A 20821-nucleotide genomic window follows, 5' to 3' on the forward strand; every position below is an offset into this window, starting at 1 on the left:
TTATTAAATTTAGAGGTTAACGCCTCAATTTGAAATTCCCATCCCCCCAAGCTCAACCATCCCAGGCGATCCACCCCAAATCCTATGATGCGACTGTCCGATACTGATTTGAGAAGATCTATTTTAGCTGTGACCCACCACAAGATGGAAGAACGAGAAAATTTTCCAGATTTTAACTCATCGCCCGTCTTTGCCGATCGACAATGGAGTAACGCCCAAGACCCAGAAATGGACAAATATCCCACAAATCCAGAAACAGACTGGAACAACGGCAACAGCCAGCAACCAGAAGCCATCCCCGCGCTGTCAACAGCAGCAACCGCAGCAGAGCTCGCGGAAGCAGCAGGCGAAACTCCCGAGCAACAAACCGGATTTCTGCCGGTGCTCAAAAACCGAAATTTTCTAGCGCTGTGGAGCGGGCAAGTTTTCTCGCAACTAGCAGATAAAGTTTATCTCGTACTGACGATCGCCCTGGTAGCCAGCAGATTTCAAGCGCCAGATCAAACCATCAGCAGGTGGGTATCGGCAATCATGATCGCCTTTACCATACCTGCGGTGTTATTTGGGGCTGCTGCGGGCGTATATGTCGATCGTTGGTCAAAAAAAGCAGTGCTCGTAGCCACAAACCTGCTGCGGGGAGGCTTCGTCTTGACATTGCCTTTGCTGTTGTGGCTCTCCGACGGGTGGGAACTCGGTCAACTACCGCTCGGATTCTGCTTGCTGCTGCTAGTGACATTCCTAGTTTCCACCCTAACTCAATTTTTCGCCCCAGCAGAACAGTCAGTAATTCCCTTAATTGTTGAACGCCGCCACCTGCTATCGGCAAACTCGCTCTACACCACAACCATGATGGGTTCGGTGATTATCGGCTTTGCAGTCGGAGAACCCTTACTAGCCTTAGCCGACACTCTATTTACCAATCTCGGTGGCGGACTCGGCATCGGCAAAGAATTAGTAGTCGGCGGAAGTTACGCCTTCGCCGGAGTGCTGTTGCTGTCGATGAAAACAGGCGAAAAAAACGAAGTCGAACACGAACCGCCGCATCCCCTAGCAGATTTAAAAGACGGGCTGCGTTACATCAACGATCAACCGAAAGTCCGCAATGCTTTAATTCAACTAATTATTCTATTTTCCATTTTTGCAGCCTTAGCAGTTCTAGCGGTGCGGCTGGCAGAAATCCTGCCCGGTATGAAAGCGTCGCAATTTGGATTTTTGCTGGCTGCGGTGGGCGTCGGGATGGCTGCTGGGGCGACGACTGTCGGCTATCTCGGCCACAAATTTTCTCATTCCCAACTTAGTTTAATCGGATCTGTTGGTATGGCAGTTGCTCTGATGGGTATTTCTGCATTTACACACCATTTGTGGATCTCGGTGCTGTTCATTACCCTGTTGGGTTTGTTTGCTTCGTTGGTGGGAGTGCCGATGCAGACGACAATTCAAGCAGAAACCCCAGAAGAAATGCGGGGAAAAGTTTTCGGGCTGCAAAACAATGCGACTAATATCGCTTTGAGTTTACCATTAGCTTTAGCGGGAGTAGCAGAAACATTTCTGGGTTTGCCGACGGTATTTTTGGCTTTAGCGGGATTGGCGATCGCAGGTGGCGTCTTAACCTGGTATATTTCCCGTAGCACTAATAGCAAAGTCGATCGAATTTAAAACATAACAAACTCTGATTTACTCGAATGCACATCGCTTGGCTAGGAAAAAAATCACCTTTTTGCGGTAATGTAACTTACTCCAGGGAAGTCACTAACGCCTTATTAGACCGGGAATACCAGGTCAGTTTCCTGCACTTTGCCCAAGAAGCGGGCCAAATTGACAGGAATAATGCCGCGTGGAGCGTAGCAAATGGAAAATGGGGAAGTGGAATTACTCCAACTTCATATACCAATTCGCTTTCGCCCGCGAGTTGCAACGAAGTTTCTTTACCCTGTCACTACAAATCGCAAATTTATACGATTCCAACTCTCAAATCCCGCACAGTGTTGATGAAGTCTTTGCGGCGGCTGAAACCGGATGTTGTTCACGCTTCCCTGACGCTTTCGCCCCTAGACTTTTTGCTGCCGGAAATTTGTCAGGAATTGAATTTGCCTTTGGTGGCGACTTTTCACCCGCCGTTCGATCGCAAATTGCGGAATTTGACATCGGGAACCCAACACCTGATGTATCAACTGTACGCTCCGTTTTTGGCTAACTACGACTCGACGATCGTCTTTTCTTACATTCAGCGAGATATTTTGGTGAAGTTGGGAGTGCCGGAAGAACGGGTAGCTGTGATTCCCAACGGCGTAGACGCCCAGAAGTATTCGCCCGGGCCTTCGGGGTTGAAGTCGGAATTAAAAGCCGATCGCATATTTGTATATCAAGGCCGCATTGCCCCCGAGAAAAATGTTGAGGCTTTGCTGAAGGCCTGGAAACAATGTAATTTTGGCCCTGGCAACGTATTGGCGATCGTAGGCGACGGGCCCCTCGCCGCCTCGCTGCAACTGTCCTACGGCGAAGAGGACGGCATTGTATGGCTCGGATTTGTCGCCGAGGAGGAACGCCGGATCGAAATTCTGCGCGGTGCAGATGTATTTATTCTGCCTTCTTTGGTGGAGGGATTGTCCCTGTCGCTGCTGGAAGCGATGGCCTGCGGTTTAGCTTGCTTGGCAACGGATGCCGGTGCTGACGGCGAGGCGTTGGAGGAAGGCGCGGGGATAGTTTTGAACACTCAGCGGGTGCGGAGTCAGTTACTAACTTTGCTGCCGTTGTTTTGCGATCATCCTGAGTTTGGAATGCTGCTGGGCCAAAAAGCGCGCCAACGGGCGATCGAGCGCTACACTCTCAGTCAAAATATTACTGAGTTGGAAAAGCTTTATGCAGAAGTTTTGCAGAGGCAGCGCGTGCCAGTTCGCGGTTTAGCATGATTTAGCAGGAACAAGAAAAGGAAGAATGCTCGTCCCCAGGCAGAGCCTCTGGGTATCGGTTCCCAGGCTCTGCCTAGGAACCAGTTCAATGCCCAATTCTCAATCCCTCCGCTTCGCTTCGCCCAATTCCCAACAGAATGACTTACAAAAATCCTGCTCCTACAGTTGATATTATCATCGAATTGGTCGATCGCCCGCAGCGACCGATCGTACTTATAGAACGCCTGCATATTCCCTACGGCTGGGCGATTCCCGGCGGCTTTGTCGATTATGGGGAATCGGTAGAAACGGCGGCAAAACGCGAAGCTTTAGAAGAAACAAGTTTGAATGTAGAATTAATCGAGCAATTTTACGTTTATTCCGATCCAAATCGCGACGCGCGACAACATACTATTAGTATTGTATTCTTGGCTGCGGCAACGGGGGAACCTCAAGCTGCGGATGATGCTAAAAATTTACAACTTTTTGAGTCTTGGCAGATTCCCGAGCAATTGTGTTTCGATCACGATATCATTTTACGCGATTATTGGCGTTACCGTCATTATGGATTGCGGCCGCGTTTGACAGTTGACAGTTGACAGTTGACAGTTGACAGTTGTTATGTTTTGGTGACAATAACCAAATAACCAATTCCCAATTCCCAATTCCCAATTACCAATTACCAATTACCAATTACCCATTACCCATTACCAATGAAAATATTGACAATATTAGGTGGAGGTGCATGGGGTTCGGCCCTGGCAAATCTGGGAGGTAAAAAGGGCGATCGGGTAAATTTGTGGTCGCGCCGCAGTTCTTTTAGTCTAGAATCGGTTATAACTGGCGCCGATGTTGTGGTTTCGGCAGTTTCGATGAAAGGAGTTGGCGAAACAGTCGATCGCCTGCTTGCCTTAAATCCAAATCCCCGTACAATTATAGTTACTGTCACCAAAGGTTTAGATCCCGCCACGACGCGCACTCCATCTCAAATTTGGCAAAATGCCTTTCCTAATAATCCAATTGTCGTACTTTCCGGCCCCAATCTTTCCGAAGAAATTCAGCGAGGATTACCCGCTGCCACGGTAGCGGCGAGTTTGGATTTAGCGGCGGCGAAGCAAGTACAAACTATTTACAGTTCGGATATTTTTCGGGTTTATGTGAATCAAGATCCCTTGGGGACTGAGTTGGGGGGCACTTTGAAGAATGTTTTTGCGATCGCCGCTGGTGTTTGCGATGGTTTACAATTAGGAACTAATGCTAAATCTGCTTTGTTAACTCGCGCCTTGCCGGAAATGATTCGGGTAGGGGTTCGTTTGGGATCTCGCGCTGAAACTTTTTATGGTTTGTCTGGTTTGGGAGATTTACTCGCTACTTGCAATAGTGCTTTGTCGCGCAATTATCGGGTTGGTTTCGGATTGGCGAAAGGTAAGTCTTTGGAGGAAGTTTTGCAGGAATTGCAGAGCACTGCTGAGGGAGTTAATACTACTAATGTGTTAATTGATTTGGCGGATCGGCGCGAGATTGAAGTCCCTGTTTCCAGTCAAGTTTACCGTTTGCTGAATGGTAAAATTACTCCCGAACAAGCTGTTTTATCGCTGATGGAACGTGCTTTGAAACCGGAGATTTAAGAACCGTACAGGTGGCGATTAGCGAAAATTCATCAACTGCGATCGCAAATCGAGTACAACCAGCACCAAACAACTTACTTAAATTCTGGAAACTATGGTTAAAATACCCAATTGGTTAATCTATGCACTCGTTTGTTCATTATTATACGGCTTTTGGGGATTTTTTGGCAAGTTAGCAACTAAATCTATTGACTATAAAACAGTTTTTGTTTATGAAACAATCGGCGCTATTTTAACTACAGTATTTATTCTGGCCAGCAGTAAAGACTTGAGTCTTGAGGGGAATATTACAGGAATCGTATTTGCTTTATTAATCGGTGTTTGCGGAACTGTAGCATCGGTGATTTTTCTGAGATCCATTGAAAGCGGGCCAGTTATCAGCGTCATCAGCATTACATCACTGTACCCGCTAATTACTGTATTTCTATCATATTTCTTCCTGAAAGAAGCAATTACAATCCCGCAAATTATCGCTCTTGTGCTAGCCATAGTTGCAGTTATACTTGCGTCTTAGTTGAAATATAGGAGTTATCAAAAAAGTATTGTAGGGTGCATCGCTCTTGACAATTTAGGAATCAGTTTGAAAATCTCGCAGCGACGCACCCTACCAATATTTAGAGCAGCATCACTGAGAATGAGTTTTTTAGAAAAGGCGCTCTAATTTTTTGTATACTTCATCATCGTTACGCTTACCAACTAGAATAATTTCTACCAAATCTTCTTCGGGATTAAAGTTGTAAATAATCCGATACTCGCCACTATCTACCCGATAATAACCCAGATATCCGATTAATTGCTTGCTATCATTAGGTAAAGGATCGACATTCAGCGCTAACACTTTTTTAGCAATTTGAGCCGCTATTTTAGGTTGCAAACCCTTGAGAAAGTCGAGAACTGTTTGTAAACCATCAAGTTTCGCCATTTGCCAGTTGTTTTAGTGTTTCTACAAAGGTTTTAGTACCAACCATTTGAGACTGACTCAGAGCAGATTTTGCTGATGAACCTAAAAGCATATCTTCTAATTCCATCAGTCGCTCTATCAAGCCCTGATAGGCATCAGCGGACATGATTACGTGGCTGGGCTGCGATTTATCTGTGAGTAAAACTGGCTCCACAGCAGCTCGGTTAAAGACTGTCCCCTGTGGATTACATACTTCTGCGAGGGTATAGCTTTGCATGACAGATGTTATGAGTTTGGGTTATGTCTATTTTAAGCAAAATCGGCAGGGGTTGGGAGGTCGATCGATAATTTGGGATTGCAAAAGTAGTCCTGAATGCAAAAAATTAGGTTTTTGAGAAAAATCGCGCACATCTGGGAGAAGTTTCGCAGTCTCGTAAGGTGCGTCACTGTTGAAAATCTAGGAATCAGCTTGAAAATCTCGCAACGACGCACCATACCAAGGAATGCAACCGAAAATGATATAAATACGCTCTATTTACCGCCGTAATAAAACGCAACTTCTTTGTCTTTTAGCGGTGCAAAGTCGGCAGCAATTAGCATTGGATCGAGTTCTGCTTGAGGCAGGTGTTTGACTCCAATTCGGACAATGCGCGATCGCATGGTGTTCGACACGCCGCTGCGCTGTCTTCCGGCTTCTAATCCCATTACTTTCTCGTACAGGTCTAATTTTGCTTTCGGAATCGCAGTGCCGTCAAAATCGATTCCTGAGGCGATCGCCACATCGATCGCATCTGCACCAGTTGTCGATTGAGCTGCTGAGTTTGTTTCTGAAGACATTGTGCTGTGATATCAAAGTTTGTTGTGGGAGCATTTTATCAGAGAAGTATCCCCATCTACGAAAAAAAGCGATCGACCTCTCTAATATCCACATTTCCCCCGCTGACAATTACACCAACTCTGCTATTTTCTGCTTTCACAACTCCAGACAGCAAAGCCGCCGCAGCTAACACTCCCGTAGGCTCGACAACAATCTTCATCCGCTCCCACATAAAAAACATTGTATTGCGAATTTGCGCTTCCGAAACAGTTGCCATATCGTCCACATAATGCAGCACCAAAGGAAAAGTTAATTTCCCCAAAGAAGGTGTGCGCGCGCCGTCTGCGATCGTATCTGGGTTGCTAACAGTTTGCAGCGTTTTGGTGCGGAACGATCGCGCGGCATCATCTGCTTGCTCGGGTTCCACCCCTATTACTTTACACTGGGGAGACAAAGTTTTAGCTGCGATCGCACATCCCGACAATAAACCTCCACCGCCGCAGCAAACCAGCAGCAAATCCAACTCCCCAACTTCTGCGATCAATTCCATCGCCGCCGTACCTTGTCCCGCGATCACTCGCGCGTCATCATAAGGAGGAATAATTGTCAAGTGTTGTTCTCTCGCAATTTGGGCGGTGAGATCTTCGCGGGAATTGCGAGTGCGATCGTACAAAACAATTTCGGCACCGTAGCCGCGAGTCGCTTCCTGCTTGACTTTGGGCGCGTCTGCTGGCATTACGACAGTAGCAGGAATTGAGAGTAATTGTGCGGCAAGGGCGATCGCCTGCGCGTGATTTCCCGAAGAAAAAGTCACTACTCCGTTGTGTTTTTGGGCTTCAGATAGCTGCATCAAAGCATTACAAGCACCGCGAAACTTAAACGAACCCGTCCTTTGAAAATTCTCGCACTTGAAAAATACTTGAGAATGGGTTTGTTTGTTTACAGTCTGCGAAGTCAGCACCGGTGTCTTGAAAGCTTTGCCCTGCAATCGTTTTGCCGCCGCCTCCACATCAGCAAAACAGACTTGCAAAGCATTTTTATCGGTAAGGTTGGCTGTCATATTTTTTTCTGCCTGGGGTGCTTGGGCGGCATTATATCATACATAGAATCAAAGCTTAATCAATTTTGATGATATGACATATCGGAAATAATTATCAATAGACTATTGCAACTAATTACCAAAAGCGTTGTAGGATAAGTTGAAGATTATTGCAATTAATTATCAAATAGTTTAGGTTAGGTTAGGAGATCGATTGATGAATGCAAAGTTTAAAGTGCTAGCAAGCGCTAGCGCAGGATTGTTGCTGCTAGCGGGTTTGACAGCGAATGCAGTCGGAGTTGGGCAGAAGGCGATCGCGCAAACAGCACCAAAGGGCGAGCGAGATTTAACAGCACAAGCAGCTATAAGTCGCATTAGGATCGTATTTGCCAACCGCAGAGATGCTACAGACTTGCAAAACAAAGCCAATCAAGTAGCGCAAATACTATCCAAAGAAATGGGAATTCCTATTGATGCAGTCATCGGCGACGAAACCGCTGCTGTAGAAGCTTTGAGGGCCGACAGGGCAGATGTCGCATTTGTAGCAGGGCGCGCGGCATTAAAAGCAGAACAATTAGCCAAAGCGCGGATGTATTTAGCAGAAGTTCGCAGCGATTATTCCGGCGGAAATACCTACGATTCTGTATTTGTAGTGCGGCAAGATAGTCCGCTGCGCCCCAAAGGTTCAGCAAAGCAAACCCTCGAACAATTGAAGGGTAAAAAAATGGCTTTCACTTCTCGAACTTCCGGTTCGGGATTTATTTTCCCAGTCTCAGAATTAGTAGGTCAAGGATTAGTCTCAGGCCCGGATAGACTCGAAAGTTTCTTTGGAAATGTTACCTACGGCGATGGTTACGGGAGCGCTTTGCAATCAGTTTTAAGAGGTCAAGCAGAAGTCGCAGCAGTTTCCGAATACGCTTTACTACCGCCTTGGATTACAGCAGAAGAAGGCAAGAAATTGCGAGTTTTGCAGCAGATTCCAGGAGTTCCAGCCCACGGAATTGTAATTGACGATCGCATTCCGGCACCGATGCGCGAAAAACTGATCAATGCTTTCATGAAAATGAACGAACCTGCAAACAATCAATTGTTCCGCAGTTTGTACAATTCCCAAAAATTAGTAAAAGTCGATCATGCGCGCCATTTGGCAACCTTGCGCCAAGCTTTGCAGCGCGCTAAACTCGAACCATAAAACAAAGGTTCGTAGTGAGGACTTCAGTCCGCAAAAAAAGCCGGACAAAAATCCTTACACACTAAAACAGAGGTTCGTAGTGAGGACTTTAGTCCGCAAAAAAAGCCGGACAAAAATCCTTACACAGTAAAACAAAGGTTCGTAGTGAGGACTTTAGTCCTCAGAAAAAGAAGGACTAAAGTCCTCACTACAAACCTATTTTATTGTAACAGTTAGATCGTAAATTATATTAAGGGCAAAGTTTATCAACAAATATTTACCAAGTTAATACAGCCAATTAAAAGTCAGCTAAACTAAAATTTTTATGTGTATCTCTTACTCATTCTCGCGCGAAGACAATTAAAAAATCTTCCCTCTTCCTTCTTCCCTCTTCCCTCTTCCTTCTTATTATGACTATCGAATGCAGTAAAATAGAAACAGCTTATTCAACTTCGCTAAAACGCCCGATTTTGAACGGAATTGATTGCAAAATAAAACAGGGCGAATTTGTAGCGCTGCTGGGTTTAAACGGTGCAGGAAAATCCACACTTTTGCGTTCATTTGTCGGATTAGTTCCCGTCAAAACCGGAGAAATTAGAATTAACGATACAGTAATAACTCCGCGCACATTGAGGCGAATTCGGCGCGATATTGGCTTGATTTTTCAAGGCGGCGGATTGATTAAACAGCTACCTGCGATCGACAATGTGCTGTGTGGTTGCTTGGGAGGATTGAATACTTGGGAGACTCTGTGGGGTTTTCCTAAGCAAAAGCGCGATCGAGCTTTTGAATTACTGGCAAACTTCGGACTGCAAGACCTAGCATACCAAAAAACTGGACAACTCAGCGGCGGACAACAGCAAAAAGTGGCGATCGCCCGCGCCCTCATCCAATCTCCCCAGATTTTACTAGCAGACGAACCCACCACCGGATTAGACGTAATCGCCGCCCAACAAGTAATGGAAATCCTCGCTAAACTGCACCGCGAACAAGGGATGACAGTAGTTGTAGTATTGCACGACTTAGGAATGGCAAGCAGATATCCAGAAAGAGCGATCGTCCTAGATGCCGGTCAGATAGTCTATGATGGCAAATGTCACAACCTGTCCGACAAATTCAGCAAACTAACACCGCCCAAACTAGCAGTGTGAACTCCCCTCTTCTCCCCTCTTCCTCTGTGTTCTCTGCGCCCTCTGCGGTTCACAAAAAAAGCCCCTTCATCAAACAAAAAAAATAGCCGTACATAAATCTTAAAACCAACTGAAATGATCGAAAAAAAATCAACTAACTTCTCAAAAAAATATAGCTTGATTAAAACCCCAGGTATTACAACAATCTTAATTGTAATTTATGGCTGGGCCTTGCAGGGATTAGAAATAGATGCCACAACATTGGCTAGCAGTTGGCCATACATGACAGATTTTATGTCCCGCTTGTGGCCCCCAAATCTCGAAATTATAGATGTTGCAATTAATGCCTTAATCGAAACAGTTCAAATGTCCTTGTGGGGAACGACTATCGGCGCAATTTTTTCCGTACCGATTGCGATTTGCAGCGCCCACAATATAGCACCAAAGTGGTTGCAATGGCTAGCTAATTTATTGCAAAATGCGGTGAGATCGGTTCCTTCAATTGTCCTGGGATTGCTGTTTGTATCCGCGACTGGTTTGGGCGCGCCTGCTGGTACTTTGGCTTTGGGAATTTATACTATAGGTTATCTTGCTAAATTTTATCAGGAGGCGATCGAGTCTGTGGAAGCGCGATCGATCGAATCGTTGCAAGTGGCGGGTGCATCTTGGCTGCAAGTTGCCCAATACGGCATTTTCCCCCAGGTGTTGCCGCTAGCGTTGGGTTACACGCTGTGGATGTTTGAATACAACATTCGGGCGGCTTCGGTGTTGGGTGTGGTGGGCGCCGGCGGTATTGGTTTTGAATTAGTCAATTATATTCGAGCTTTTGAATACAATAAGGCTACTACGATGATGTTGGTATTGTTAGTTGTCGTGACTGCGATCGATGTTATTAGCAGCAAATGGCGGCAGCGGTTGGAAACGAGGTAATACCAATTATTCAAAATCATTCAACAGTAATAGAGACGGCGGTTGAAACCGCGTCTACACAGACAAACCCACCTCCGTGGGTTGAAGAGTTAATTTTCTAATAGTCGATCGCACATTTCCCCCAAAAGTCGATCGAATTACTCGTAGGGGCGATCGCATTTTGGCGACAAACCTTAACAAAAAACCAAAGATTTTCTGTCCAAAAGCGAAATATTCATTGACTCTCGCGCATCAAGGGTTGACCAATATTTGGTAATTATGACTTGTCTGTGGGGGCTGGGTGAAGCATTCGGGTATTGGATGGTAGGTTGGGAATCAACTATTCTCGCCCGAATGCTTCACCCCTACCAATTTATCGGTATCCCGGCGTAGCGTAGCGGGGCGTAAGCCATCGCACAAATCCCCAAAAAGGCAATCGCGCGATCGTATCCACCATCAACAACACCACAAAAAAAGACAGGGTAGTACCGTTTCCATACCCAAAATAAAGCCACTAAATTGTTTGAAAATCAACAACAACAAAACAAGGACACAGCATTGCCGTGTCCTTATCTTGTTGGGATACAGCATTGCTGTATCCCCGTGCATACCCTTGATATTCAGATTAGAATTCTTGCCGTTTAGAACAAGAACAATTCAGAATTACCCGAAACTCCCAAATTGACATTGACAGTAGCAAACAAACTGTTGCCACCAACCGTCGAACCGTTGCTATCGTAATACAGCTTAGTAGTATTAGCTGCACTATCGAAGAGAGCAATAATCGACGGCGAAGTCAAGGATGACTCGATCGCGCTTACAGTAGCAACAGTGCTGCTGTACCGGTAGAAATTCACACCCAAAGGCCCCGAACCCAACCCGGCAAAAGCAATCTTGTCAATGTTAATTACATCATCAACAATGCTGTAATCCGTAATGATATCCCCGCCACCAGCAGTAGTTCCGGTGAACACAAACACATCAGAACCCAATCCACCGCTGAGAGCATTTGTTCCCAAACCGCCGATTAAAGTGTCATTACCAGCACCACCGGAGATGCTGTCATTACCAGCACCACCGGAGATGCTGTCATTACCAGCCCCACCGTTGAAGATATCAGCACCGGAACCACCGTTCAAAATATCGGAGAACTCAGTACCAGTGACGTTATTCGCCACAGTTGAATTGCCAGTAAACAAGACAGGAGTGGTAAAGTTATAACCGCCCGCACCAGAACCGAAGTTGTAAACTCCAGTTGTCGGGAAAGTACCCGGATTAGTCACTAAATTGACAATGCTACCAGAAGTCGGAGCAGGGGTAGTTGGAGAAGCAACGATCGTCCCTGTGAACACAAAGTCTGCTGTGCCCAAAGTCCCCGCAGCCGTACCCAAATTAGCAACAGTTGTGAAACCACCTGCCGCTGTACCATTCGAGTCAAACACCAACACCGTCTCGCTGTTCGTATTCGTATATACGAAGAAACCAGGAGTTGTAGAACCACCCACAGCCTTAGCTTGAGCCGCCTCCACAGTCGAATAATTGGCACCGGTGAAAATCACCAATTGTTTGCCAGTAATGTCAGGATTTGAACCGCTCGCACTGACAAAATTCGTAGAAGTCAAATTGCCGAAAGCGTTCGCAGCAAACTGCAATTTGTCAGTTCCGAAGGTAAAGTCAGTAATCGTATCCGGGCCGTCGCCGGGAGCCTTGAAAGCAAAGATATCTGCACCAGAACCGCCAGTCAAAATATCTACACCGGCACCACCGGTGATAGTATCTGCACCGCCGCCACCAGCGATCGTATCTGCACCGCCACCACCGTTGAGGATATCAGCCAACTCAGTACCAGTAACGTTATTCGCCACAGTTGAATTGCCAGTAAACAAGACAGGAGTGGTAAAGTTGTAACCGCCCGCACCAGAACCGAAGTTGTAAACTCCAGTTGTCGGGAAAGTACCCGGATTAGCAATTAAATCAACAACGCTACCTGAGTTGGTAGAAGTACCAGTCGGAGCAGAACCAGTCGCACCAGTAAACAAGAAGTCTGCTGTGCCCAAAGTTCCCGCAGCCGTACCCAGATTCGCAACAGTTGTGAAACCGCCTGCCGCTGTACCGTTCGAGTCAAACACCAACACCGTCTCGCTGTTCGTATTCGTATATACGAAGAAACCAGGAGTTGTAGAACCGCCCAAAGCCTTAGCTTGCGCCGCTTCCACAGTCGAATAATTCCCGCCGGTGAAAATCACTAACTCTTTGCCAGTAATGTCAGGAGTTGAACCCGTCACACCGTCAAAGTTAGTAGTAGTCAAATTCCCGAAAGCACCACTGACAAACTTGAATTTGTCAACCCCAAAGGCAAAGTCAGTAATCGTATCACCGCCTTCACCGGGAGAATTGTAAACAAAGATATCTGCACCACTGCCGCCAGTCAGAATATCTGCACCGCTACCACCGCTGAAGATGTCAGCAAATTGAGTACCAGTGACATTGTTAGCCTTCGCATCTCCGGTAAATAAGACGGGTGTGCTGAAGTTGTAACCGCCAACACCTGAACCGAAATTATTGCTCGCACTCGGATAGGTATTCCCAGCAGCAGTTAAATCTACAATGCTGCCGGAATTTGTAGAAGTACCAGTCGGAGAAGTTGCGATCGCACCAGTAAACACAAAGTCTGCTGTGCCCAAAGTCCCCGCCGCAGTACCCAGATTCGCAACAGTTGTGAAACCGCCTGGTGCTGTACCGTTAGAGTCAAACACCAACACCGTTTCGTTCGCAGCATTGTTATATGCGAAGAAACCAGGAGTTGTAGAACTTCCTGTAGCCTTAGCTTGTGCCGCTTCGAGACTGGCATAGGTTCCGCCAGTGAAAATGACTAACTCTTTGCCGGTAATGTCAGGAGTTGAACCGCTAACACCGTCAAAGTTAGTAGTAGTCACATTGCCGAATTCGCTCGATACAAACTGGAATTTATCTGTTCCAGATTTGAAATCAGCAATTTTATCGCCACCTTCTTTAGTTGTGTTGTAAACAAACAGATCTGTGCCACTGCCACCGCTGAGGACATCAGCACCGAGGCCGCCGGTGATGGTATCGTTGCCGTCACCGCCGTCGATGGTATCGTTAAAGTTGCTGCCGACAATGTTGTCATCGCCAGCCAAAGCCTTGAAATTAACTGCGGCCGGATAAGTGCCGAAGTTTAAATTGTCAGGGCCGGAAGTACCGACAGGAACATTTAGTTGCGGGCCGCTGAAGACAAAGTTCCTGATTTGCAGGCTAAATTTCAGCGAGAAACTGGTGACAATTTCAAAGCGCGCCCCAACAGCAAATACCAGCACGGAACGGTTAGTTTCGGCATCTGTAAACTGACAGAAAGTAGGTGCGTCACTGTTGCCGCCCAAAGCTGCAAACCGCGCTTGCAAAGTGGCGATGCTGGTAACGGTGATATCGGCGCTGAAGTCGAGTAAGTTAGAACTGCCGATCGATCCAACAGTAGAAGTAGCCGTAATCGCCAGTCGAGTCAAGCTGGTAAGGCTGAGATTGCCAAAAGCTGCGGCAGACAACTCTAAGAGATCTTCATCAGCCTTAAAGTCAGTAATTAAGTCAGCATCTAGAACTGTTTTAATCTTTTCGCGGGAAACTTTGTAAATAAAGCGATTCTTACCAGCGCCTCCAATTAGAGTATTGGTTCCTTCGCCACCGTCGATCTCATTCTCGCCATCGCCGCCTTTAATTTTGTCATTGCCAATACCGCCGATGAGTTTGTTTTTGCCTTTACCACCTTCGATATCGTCATCGTCATCGCCACCTTCGATATCATTATCGCCATCACCGCCTTTGATTTTGTTTTTGCCTTTACCTCCTTTGATTTTGTTTTTGCCTTTACCACCGATGATATCGTCATCGTCATCGCCACCTTCGATATCATTCTCACCATCACCGCCTTTGATTTTGTTTTTGCCTTTACCTCCTTTGATTTTGTTTTTGCCTTTACCACCTTCGATCTCGTCATCGTCATCGCCACCTTCGATCTCGTTATCGCCGCCATCGCCACCTTTAATTTTGTTTTTGCCGTTACCTCCTTTAATTTTGTTTTTGCCTTTACCACCTTCGATCTCGTCATCGCCATCGCCGCCGTCGATATCGTTATCGCCGCCATCGCCACCTTTAATTTTGTCCTTGCCTTTGTTTGCTTTAATTTTGTTGGTCTTGTTACCGCCTGTAATGGTATCGTCGCCGTCGCCGCCTTCGATGTCGTTATCTAGCGTGAGCGAACCGACAATCACTTGAGGAGTTGTATTGCCAGCAAAATTAAAGATATTTTGCTCGACATTGAAGCTAAAACGTTGGCTGGTGACAATATTTCTGCCGTCGCTTACTTCAAAACCAAAACTAGCCGCACCGCTAAAACCTTTTACAGCTTGGAAAGTTAACAAATTGAGGCTAATGTCTACTTGAGTGAAGCTCAAACCGACTTGTGTTACCTCTACTCCCTTAAAGAATAGTTTCCCGGTTTTAGCATCAGGGAGCTCCGTTAACTTAAAGACTGTTTCGCTAGCACTTTGCTCGTTATCGACAAACTTCAACAAGTCACCAGTAATAGTTTGTGGCAAGCCGTCGGAACCGACAGTGAGTGTTTTGTTGGCTTGCGATCGCGGAGGGGTACTAACTATTCGACTTGGGGTTGGAGTTGGAGTTGGGCTTGGGCTTGGAGAGCTACCATTAACTCCCAAAAAGTCGCCAGCATTGAGAATCGTGGCGCTAACATTCAACAATAGTGCCAGCACCAACTGATTGCTGCTGAGTCGAATTTCGGTATTGAGGCCGACTTGTACAAACAACAAGCTGCTAAAGTTCAAGCTGCCAGACAGTAGAAACTTGTCGAAGCCGTCTGCGTAGTCAGTGATGACGGAACTTCCGGGAGTGGTATTGTTACCCATATCCATGACAAAAACGTCATTTCCAGCACCGCCGCTACAGGTATGGTTGCCAGTACCGCCAACGATCGTATCGTTGCCAGCATTACCCATCAGCGTATCGTTGCCAGATCCGCCGCCGACAACGCTGTCGTCGCCATCGCCGCCGTCTGCCATGTCATTGCCGTCGCCAGTAACGAGGGTATCGTTGCCAGTACCGCCCATCACGGTGTCGTCACCGGCGCCACCGACAACGCTGTCGTCGCCTTCGTCGCCGCTGCAAGCGTCGTTGCCTTCGCCACCGATCAAGGTATCTTTGCCGTCGCCGCCGACAACGCTGTCGTCGCCTTCGTCGCCGCTAACGTTGTCGTTGCCGGCACCACCTGTTGTGGTGTCGTCGCCGCTGCCTCCCATTACGGTGTCGTCGCCGTCGTCGCCGCTGCAATCGTCATTGCCAGCACCGCCGATGACGGTATCGTTATCTTTGCCACCGTTAACGGTGTCATTGCCTTCGCCGCCGTTAACGTTGTCGTTACCCCGATCGCCCCTGACAGTATCGTTGCCTTCGCCACCATTGCAGGTGTCGTCGCCTTTGCCGCCGTAGACGGTATCACTGCCGCTGCCGCCGTCAACGTCATCCTTGCCGTCGTTGCCGTGTACCCAGTCATCGCCGTCATCGCCTTTGCAGGTATCGTTGCCGGTGCCACCAGAAAGAGTGTCGTTGTCTTTGCCGCCGTAGAGGGTATCGTTGCCTTCGCCGCCGTCGCACTTGTCGTCGCCGCGATCGCCTCTTATTTCGTCATCGCCATCGCCGCCCTCGCAATCGTCGCCGTCTTTGCCTCCATAGAGTTTATTTTTGCCACTCTTTCCTTTGAGTTTGTCTTTGCCTCTTTTGCCGTAGAGCGACTGGTTAGCGCCCGTGGCAACAATTATGTCATCGCCATCGGTACCTTCGATCGTCTGCGGATCGCTACCGCTGTCATCTTTTTTGTCTTTGTCTTTTTTGTCGCCCGCACCTTCTTCGGGTACACCGCTCAATTCAGGAATTTTGCTGCTATCATCAGTAACTTTGGGGGATTCGTCCTTAGGCGGATTCGGAACTTTGCCGCTAGTGATGCCGCTGTTTTGTGCGATCGCATTGTCAACTAACTTGCCTAACCCGCTATCGGAATTGATAGCACTAGCATCCCGAAAATCGGCGAGTCGATCGAGCTCGCTGGGGGAAAACACGAGTTTTGGCTGCTCATCATCCAGGGCGATCTGTGAAAACAAAGTGGTTTTTTTTAGGTCAGAAATTTCTGTTTCATCTCGATCTGGAAAAAGTGTTCCCGATACATTTTCCAACATTTCTTCTTTCATCTTTGATATTTCCACAAAAGGGCTGAGTTTCTTTGAGTCAGTTTATCAGCAAGGAGGATGTAGCAGAAGCATAATTTTACAACTTCATACTTTCGCCTGTTAGAGCGGCTGATGTCCTACCTTTCTGTTTATAGATGCTATTTATTTAAACTGCAAGGGGTTATTTCCATCCGTTGCGAGTTGTATATTCTGCAATTGCCCACCCCAAATAATTAAGCCGCGACATACACCCCAAGTCCTGCGCCGGAGCGCAACTCGCTTTTGATGTTATCCGTAATTTCTACAGTAAGCCGCGCCTAAATGGGCCGGATTGTAGATTTTCTACGTAATTTCTACAGTGGATTTGCAGAATGTAAACTCGCAACTGACAACTCCCACATAACTACCCAAAACCTTTATTACCCAAATTTTACCTTGCTTTTCCTGCGATCGAGCCTAGTTGCCTTAACTTTTTGTAACACTCCCAGCTCTGACAAATCCTTCCCTGACTTAGGATTTGCATCTCTTTTGCCAGTGACTGTACGCTCCTAATTTTAGTTCCCGATGATTAATAAATAAATTAGATGATTCGCCCCGGCAAATATTTGTTTTAATTTTCTGTCGTATAAGTTTATCTGAATTCGAGCCAGCCTCGCGAACTGATAAGATTTTGTATTTTAGAACAAAATAGCAATTCTGCCCAATAATATCTGGCTCAATACAGATTTTCAACAGTTGACAGTTGACAGTTGACAGTTGACAGTTTGAGAGCGGCCTCTACCGAAAAGTCCGAGTATTGGAGTAATGAATAGCCTGATTTTAATTTCTCCCGCTCCGGGTTCCGGCTTTCGACTAATTCTTTCTTGTAAAATTCTATAACACATAGCAATAAACACATAATTTATACGATTTTAGGTTTGAGATTTTAAATTTGAGATTAGTAATGACAGATTTTGTATTGTCTTGAACCTTGCCTACAATTGCATTAATTTTTGCCAAGAAGAATGGGTTTAAAGCCTCCTCCTTTTAGGGGGAAATAAAACAAAATTCTTCACTGTTTCAATCCTCTTCCTTTTATGGAGAGGTAGCCCTCAAGCGGTCAACAGTCAACTGTCAACAGTCAACTGTCAACTGAAAAGTGGCATTGTTTTTGGTTAAAATTACAAGCTCGATCGGCATTTTGAGCGCAAATGACCCGTGGTGGACACGATAAACCCGGTTTATTTGTAAGTTTATGGTTGCCTTTTCCCAATATTTCACCGAAAAAGAGGCTGGATGAGGCTCAGTCCTCTAGATGAGAAAAATCCTGGTTGCTGGAAAGGGCTGGAATATTCGATAGCAGTTGTATTCTGAAAACTTCTCGGACACTTGACTTTATTTTTCCTGCTTCACTTTAGCTAGATTAAGACAGTTAAACAAAAAAATAACATTAACATAGAAGCGGTAAATTAGCAATAATCGATGAGGAATTTTAGAGGGTCGCTCTATCGATTAGCGATCGCCGCTCAGGGCTTATGGATGAGGACTCAGGGCTTACGGATGAGGACTCGCCGGCTGACCAATTCATTAATTGACACAAAATCAAGATTTGAAATGGGGGGTTGATGGTAGAGGATAAGTGGTGAGGACACAGCGATCGATCGCTACCGCCAAAAATTTACTCAAAATTGCCTGCGATATTGCCCTGAAACAGGTGGGCGATAGCTGAAGTAATCTTAATAAGAACTAGAGATCCGCCTGGTAAAGTGCCTCCTATTTAACTTTACTGAGCAATGACAAACTCAAGTTTCCGACGAATGTAAAGGGGTCTGCGGTAGAGGTGCAAAATGTTCAAAATAGCAAGATTGGAGAAAATTCGGCTTTCACCAAGCCATAGGGCAATCAAAACTAATAAACTGTTATTAAAGTACAAGTTTTATAGCCTCAAAGTGTTTGAACAAATATATTTGATCCCAGCGATCGCCCGATCGGGGGAAGCGCATTCAGAAACTTTGATTGAAAGAGTAAAAATTAGTTGGCCGATCGCGATTGCTAGCTGCAAAAACGCAGGCACATTCAGACTTGAGGCGGGGGGGCGCTAAATTGGTGAGCCAAGAATTTAAACTCTCAGTCACCCCAGTTGGGGACGACGAATATCTAGTGCGGACAGAAAAGGTTGCACCCGGTGTACCCTTAGCAGAGCAACAAGTCCGCTGGCCGATCGACCAATGGCTGGCACTGTCTGCTCAACTGATGAATGACCCGATGGTGGGCGTGTTCCAAGGAACTGGTGCTGCCGGTCGCACAGGGCGATCGACAAAAAACTCAGCGCCGAATTTAGTAGCCCTGGGGCAACAATTATACAGCGGACTGTTTCAAGGAAACTTGCGCGATAGCTGGACTTGCGCTCAAGGCATCGCCCAGCACCGCCGAGAAGTGCTGCAACTGCGCCTGGGACTCAAAGGCAGGCACTTGCCGCGGCTGCCGTGGGAAGTGCTGCACGCGGGCGATCGCCCTTTAGCAACCGGCACCGATGTCGTGTTTTCCCGCTACCAACCAGGTACAAGTTTGTTCAAACAAACCCGGGTGGTACCCAGCAGCGGCCCGCTAAAAATTTTAGTGGCGATCGCCTCTCCGAGCGATCGAGACAGCTTGCAGCTCAAACGAGAAGCGCTCCACTTGCAACAAGAACTGCAAAACCGGAGCGCTAATCCCCTCAAAAACGGCCCACACTCCGAAATTCAACTGACGATTCTCGAACAGCCCGATCGAGAACAGCTTACTCAAGCCCTAGAACAAGGACACTACCAAGTCTTGCACTACGCAGGCCACAGCAACTTAGGTTCCAGAGGTGGCGAACTCTACCTAGTCAGCAGCCGCACCGGGTTAACCGAAACCTTGAGCGGCGACGACTTAGCCGGATTGCTGGTTAACAACGGCATTCAGATGGCCGTGTTCAATTCCTGCCGCGGGGCCTACGGCGACCCCTCAGACATCGGCGAGGACAGTTCGGAACGCAATTTAACCGCAGCCTTAATCAAGCGGGGCATTCCGGCAGTGCTAGCAATGGCAGAAAGCATTCCCGACGATGTAGCCCTAACTCTGACGCGACTGTTTTACCGCAACCTGAATCAAGGCTATCCAGTCGATCTCAGCCTGAGTCGGGCCAGGGCGGGACTAATTTCTGCCTACGGTTCTCACCAGTTATACTGGGCTTTGCCGATTCTCTACCAGCACCCGGACTTTGACGGCTATCTGACGGGCGCCCCAGCCCAAAGCGGCCCATCCGGTTCTCCGGTGCCAAATTTAATCCTACCGGGAACGCCGTCGGCGGGAGGGGGTACAGAATGGAAGGCGCCGCCTGCACTCTCGACGATCGCCCCATACCCGCCAACCGCAGCCAATCAACCGCAGGAGTCAGACACAGATGACGGCGAAGTCTGGGAATATTTTCCCGACCAATTAAAAGATCGCAGGGATTGGGTTCACCAGAGCGATCGGTCTTCTGCTGCTAATTCACCGAACTCTATTCCTAATTCTGAGTCGGCGGCGATCCAAGCAACTCGGGTAACTACACCGACTCCGAAATCGTTCAAACAATCGGGATTGCAAAAATGTCTGGTAGTGATGCTTTGCTTGTTCCCCGTTGCTGTGAGTGCTGGCTTGTTTGGGTGGCGGCACTCACAGCAACGAGGCACGAAACCAGAAGAGTTACTGCCGGCGGTACGGACTCCCCTGTCGCAAAATTACTTGCAAGAACGCCACCAAGCAGAATGAAGAAGGAAGAAGGCATCAAACAGTTCACTTAATCTAAAAGGAAGGAAGAAGAGCAACAGAGCCAGCTTGAGTGCAAGCTGTATTTTACGTTTCATTTAGGATCGCGAATTAAATAATTTACACATATTTGTGGGATGGGCGTCCCGCCCGTCCAGAAAGGACGGGCGGGACGCCCATCCCACAAGAAGAATAAAAATTGTAAGTTATTTAATTCTTATTCCTTAAGTGAATTTACCGCTCGTAAAAACATGGACAAAGCTACCCAAAAGTAGTCAATGTTAGACATCTACGTTAGTAATTTTAGTCCACAGTCCTAAAACTACAGGAATAA

The 20821-nt window shown here is 47.0% G+C and carries 16 protein-coding genes; 10 read left to right on the top strand and 6 right to left on the bottom strand.

What is annotated here, in order from left to right:
• Nucleotides 1-84: 84 nt before the first annotated feature.
• From JGK07_RS24530 to JGK07_RS24550, 5 genes are all read left to right on the top strand, one after another.
• Nucleotides 85-1656 carry an MFS transporter gene (locus JGK07_RS24530; RefSeq protein ID WP_293185176.1) on the top strand — a complete coding sequence of 524 codons (1572 nt, stop codon included), beginning with the start codon at nucleotides 85-87 and terminating at the stop codon, nucleotides 1654-1656.
• A 26-nt stretch (nucleotides 1657-1682) separates the two neighbouring features.
• Nucleotides 1683-2909, top strand: a complete 1227-nt coding sequence (locus JGK07_RS24535; protein ID WP_293185178.1) for a glycosyltransferase family 4 protein — start codon at nucleotides 1683-1685, stop codon at nucleotides 2907-2909.
• Nucleotides 2910-3046: 137 nt separating this feature from the next.
• The gene (locus tag JGK07_RS24540) at nucleotides 3047-3487 is read left to right on the top strand and encodes an NUDIX hydrolase (RefSeq protein ID WP_293198355.1); all 441 of its coding nucleotides are present in this window, start codon (nucleotides 3047-3049) and stop codon (nucleotides 3485-3487) included.
• A 114-nt stretch (nucleotides 3488-3601) separates the two neighbouring features.
• Complete coding sequence (locus JGK07_RS24545; protein ID WP_293198358.1) at nucleotides 3602-4516, top strand: NAD(P)H-dependent glycerol-3-phosphate dehydrogenase; 915 nt, start codon at nucleotides 3602-3604, stop codon at nucleotides 4514-4516.
• Between the two features lie 94 nt (nucleotides 4517-4610).
• Nucleotides 4611-5030, top strand: a complete 420-nt coding sequence (locus tag JGK07_RS24550) for an EamA family transporter (RefSeq protein ID WP_293185182.1) — start codon at nucleotides 4611-4613, stop codon at nucleotides 5028-5030.
• 129 nt (nucleotides 5031-5159) lie between these two features.
• On the opposite strand, the gene JGK07_RS24555 is transcribed toward JGK07_RS24550, so the two are convergent.
• The 4 genes from JGK07_RS24555 to JGK07_RS24570 form a co-directional block, all read right to left on the bottom strand.
• Nucleotides 5160-5438 (bottom strand): type II toxin-antitoxin system RelE/ParE family toxin, encoded by a 279-nt coding sequence (locus JGK07_RS24555; RefSeq protein ID WP_293185183.1) that lies wholly within the window; start codon nucleotides 5436-5438, stop codon nucleotides 5160-5162.
• Nucleotides 5425-5694, bottom strand: coding sequence for a prevent-host-death protein (locus JGK07_RS24560; protein WP_293198360.1), 270 nt, complete (start codon nucleotides 5692-5694; stop codon nucleotides 5425-5427). The genes JGK07_RS24555 and JGK07_RS24560 overlap by 14 nt, the downstream gene beginning before the upstream one ends.
• Before the next feature lie 254 nt (nucleotides 5695-5948).
• Complete coding sequence (locus tag JGK07_RS24565) at nucleotides 5949-6254, bottom strand: DUF4090 family protein (RefSeq protein WP_293185185.1); 306 nt, start codon at nucleotides 6252-6254, stop codon at nucleotides 5949-5951.
• Nucleotides 6255-6310: 56 nt separating this feature from the next.
• On the bottom strand, nucleotides 6311-7294 hold the full coding sequence (locus tag JGK07_RS24570; protein ID WP_293198362.1) for a threo-3-hydroxy-L-aspartate ammonia-lyase: 984 nt from the start codon (nucleotides 7292-7294) through the stop codon (nucleotides 6311-6313).
• A gap of 196 nt (nucleotides 7295-7490) precedes the next feature.
• Between JGK07_RS24570 and JGK07_RS24575 the strand changes: the two genes are divergently transcribed.
• The 3 genes from JGK07_RS24575 to phnE all read left to right on the top strand — a co-directional run bounded on the left by JGK07_RS24575 (nucleotide 7491) and on the right by phnE (nucleotide 10504).
• Entirely contained in the window at nucleotides 7491-8465 is a 975-nt protein-coding gene (locus JGK07_RS24575; RefSeq protein WP_293185187.1) for a phosphate/phosphite/phosphonate ABC transporter substrate-binding protein, read from the top strand.
• 389 nt (nucleotides 8466-8854) lie between these two features.
• Nucleotides 8855-9595, top strand: coding sequence for a phosphonate ABC transporter ATP-binding protein (locus JGK07_RS24580; protein WP_293185188.1), 741 nt, complete (start codon nucleotides 8855-8857; stop codon nucleotides 9593-9595).
• A 156-nt stretch (nucleotides 9596-9751) separates the two neighbouring features.
• Complete coding sequence (phnE, locus tag JGK07_RS24585) at nucleotides 9752-10504, top strand: phosphonate ABC transporter, permease protein PhnE (RefSeq protein ID WP_293243012.1); 753 nt, start codon at nucleotides 9752-9754, stop codon at nucleotides 10502-10504.
• A gap of 54 nt (nucleotides 10505-10558) precedes the next feature.
• Here phnE and JGK07_RS24590 read toward each other — a convergent pair whose 3' ends face one another.
• A complete protein-coding gene (locus JGK07_RS24590; RefSeq protein WP_293185190.1) occupies nucleotides 10559-10684 on the bottom strand; it encodes a hypothetical protein in 126 nt (41 codons plus the stop codon).
• 440 nt (nucleotides 10685-11124) lie between these two features.
• Nucleotides 11125-16755, bottom strand: a complete 5631-nt coding sequence (locus JGK07_RS24595) for a cadherin-like domain-containing protein (RefSeq protein ID WP_293243014.1) — start codon at nucleotides 16753-16755, stop codon at nucleotides 11125-11127.
• A gap of 1805 nt (nucleotides 16756-18560) precedes the next feature.
• Here JGK07_RS24595 and JGK07_RS24600 point away from each other — a divergent pair.
• Both JGK07_RS24600 and JGK07_RS24605 read left to right on the top strand, forming a co-directional pair.
• Nucleotides 18561-18815, top strand: coding sequence for a hypothetical protein (locus JGK07_RS24600; protein WP_293198368.1), 255 nt, complete (start codon nucleotides 18561-18563; stop codon nucleotides 18813-18815).
• 4 nt (nucleotides 18816-18819) lie between these two features.
• Complete coding sequence (locus JGK07_RS24605; RefSeq protein ID WP_293198371.1) at nucleotides 18820-20490, top strand: CHAT domain-containing protein; 1671 nt, start codon at nucleotides 18820-18822, stop codon at nucleotides 20488-20490.
• Nucleotides 20491-20821 lie beyond the last annotated feature (331 nt).

It is taken from the genome of Microcoleus sp. PH2017_24_DOB_U_A (assembly GCF_020738205.1).
Taxonomy (GTDB): domain Bacteria; phylum Cyanobacteriota; class Cyanobacteriia; order Cyanobacteriales; family Microcoleaceae; genus Microcoleus.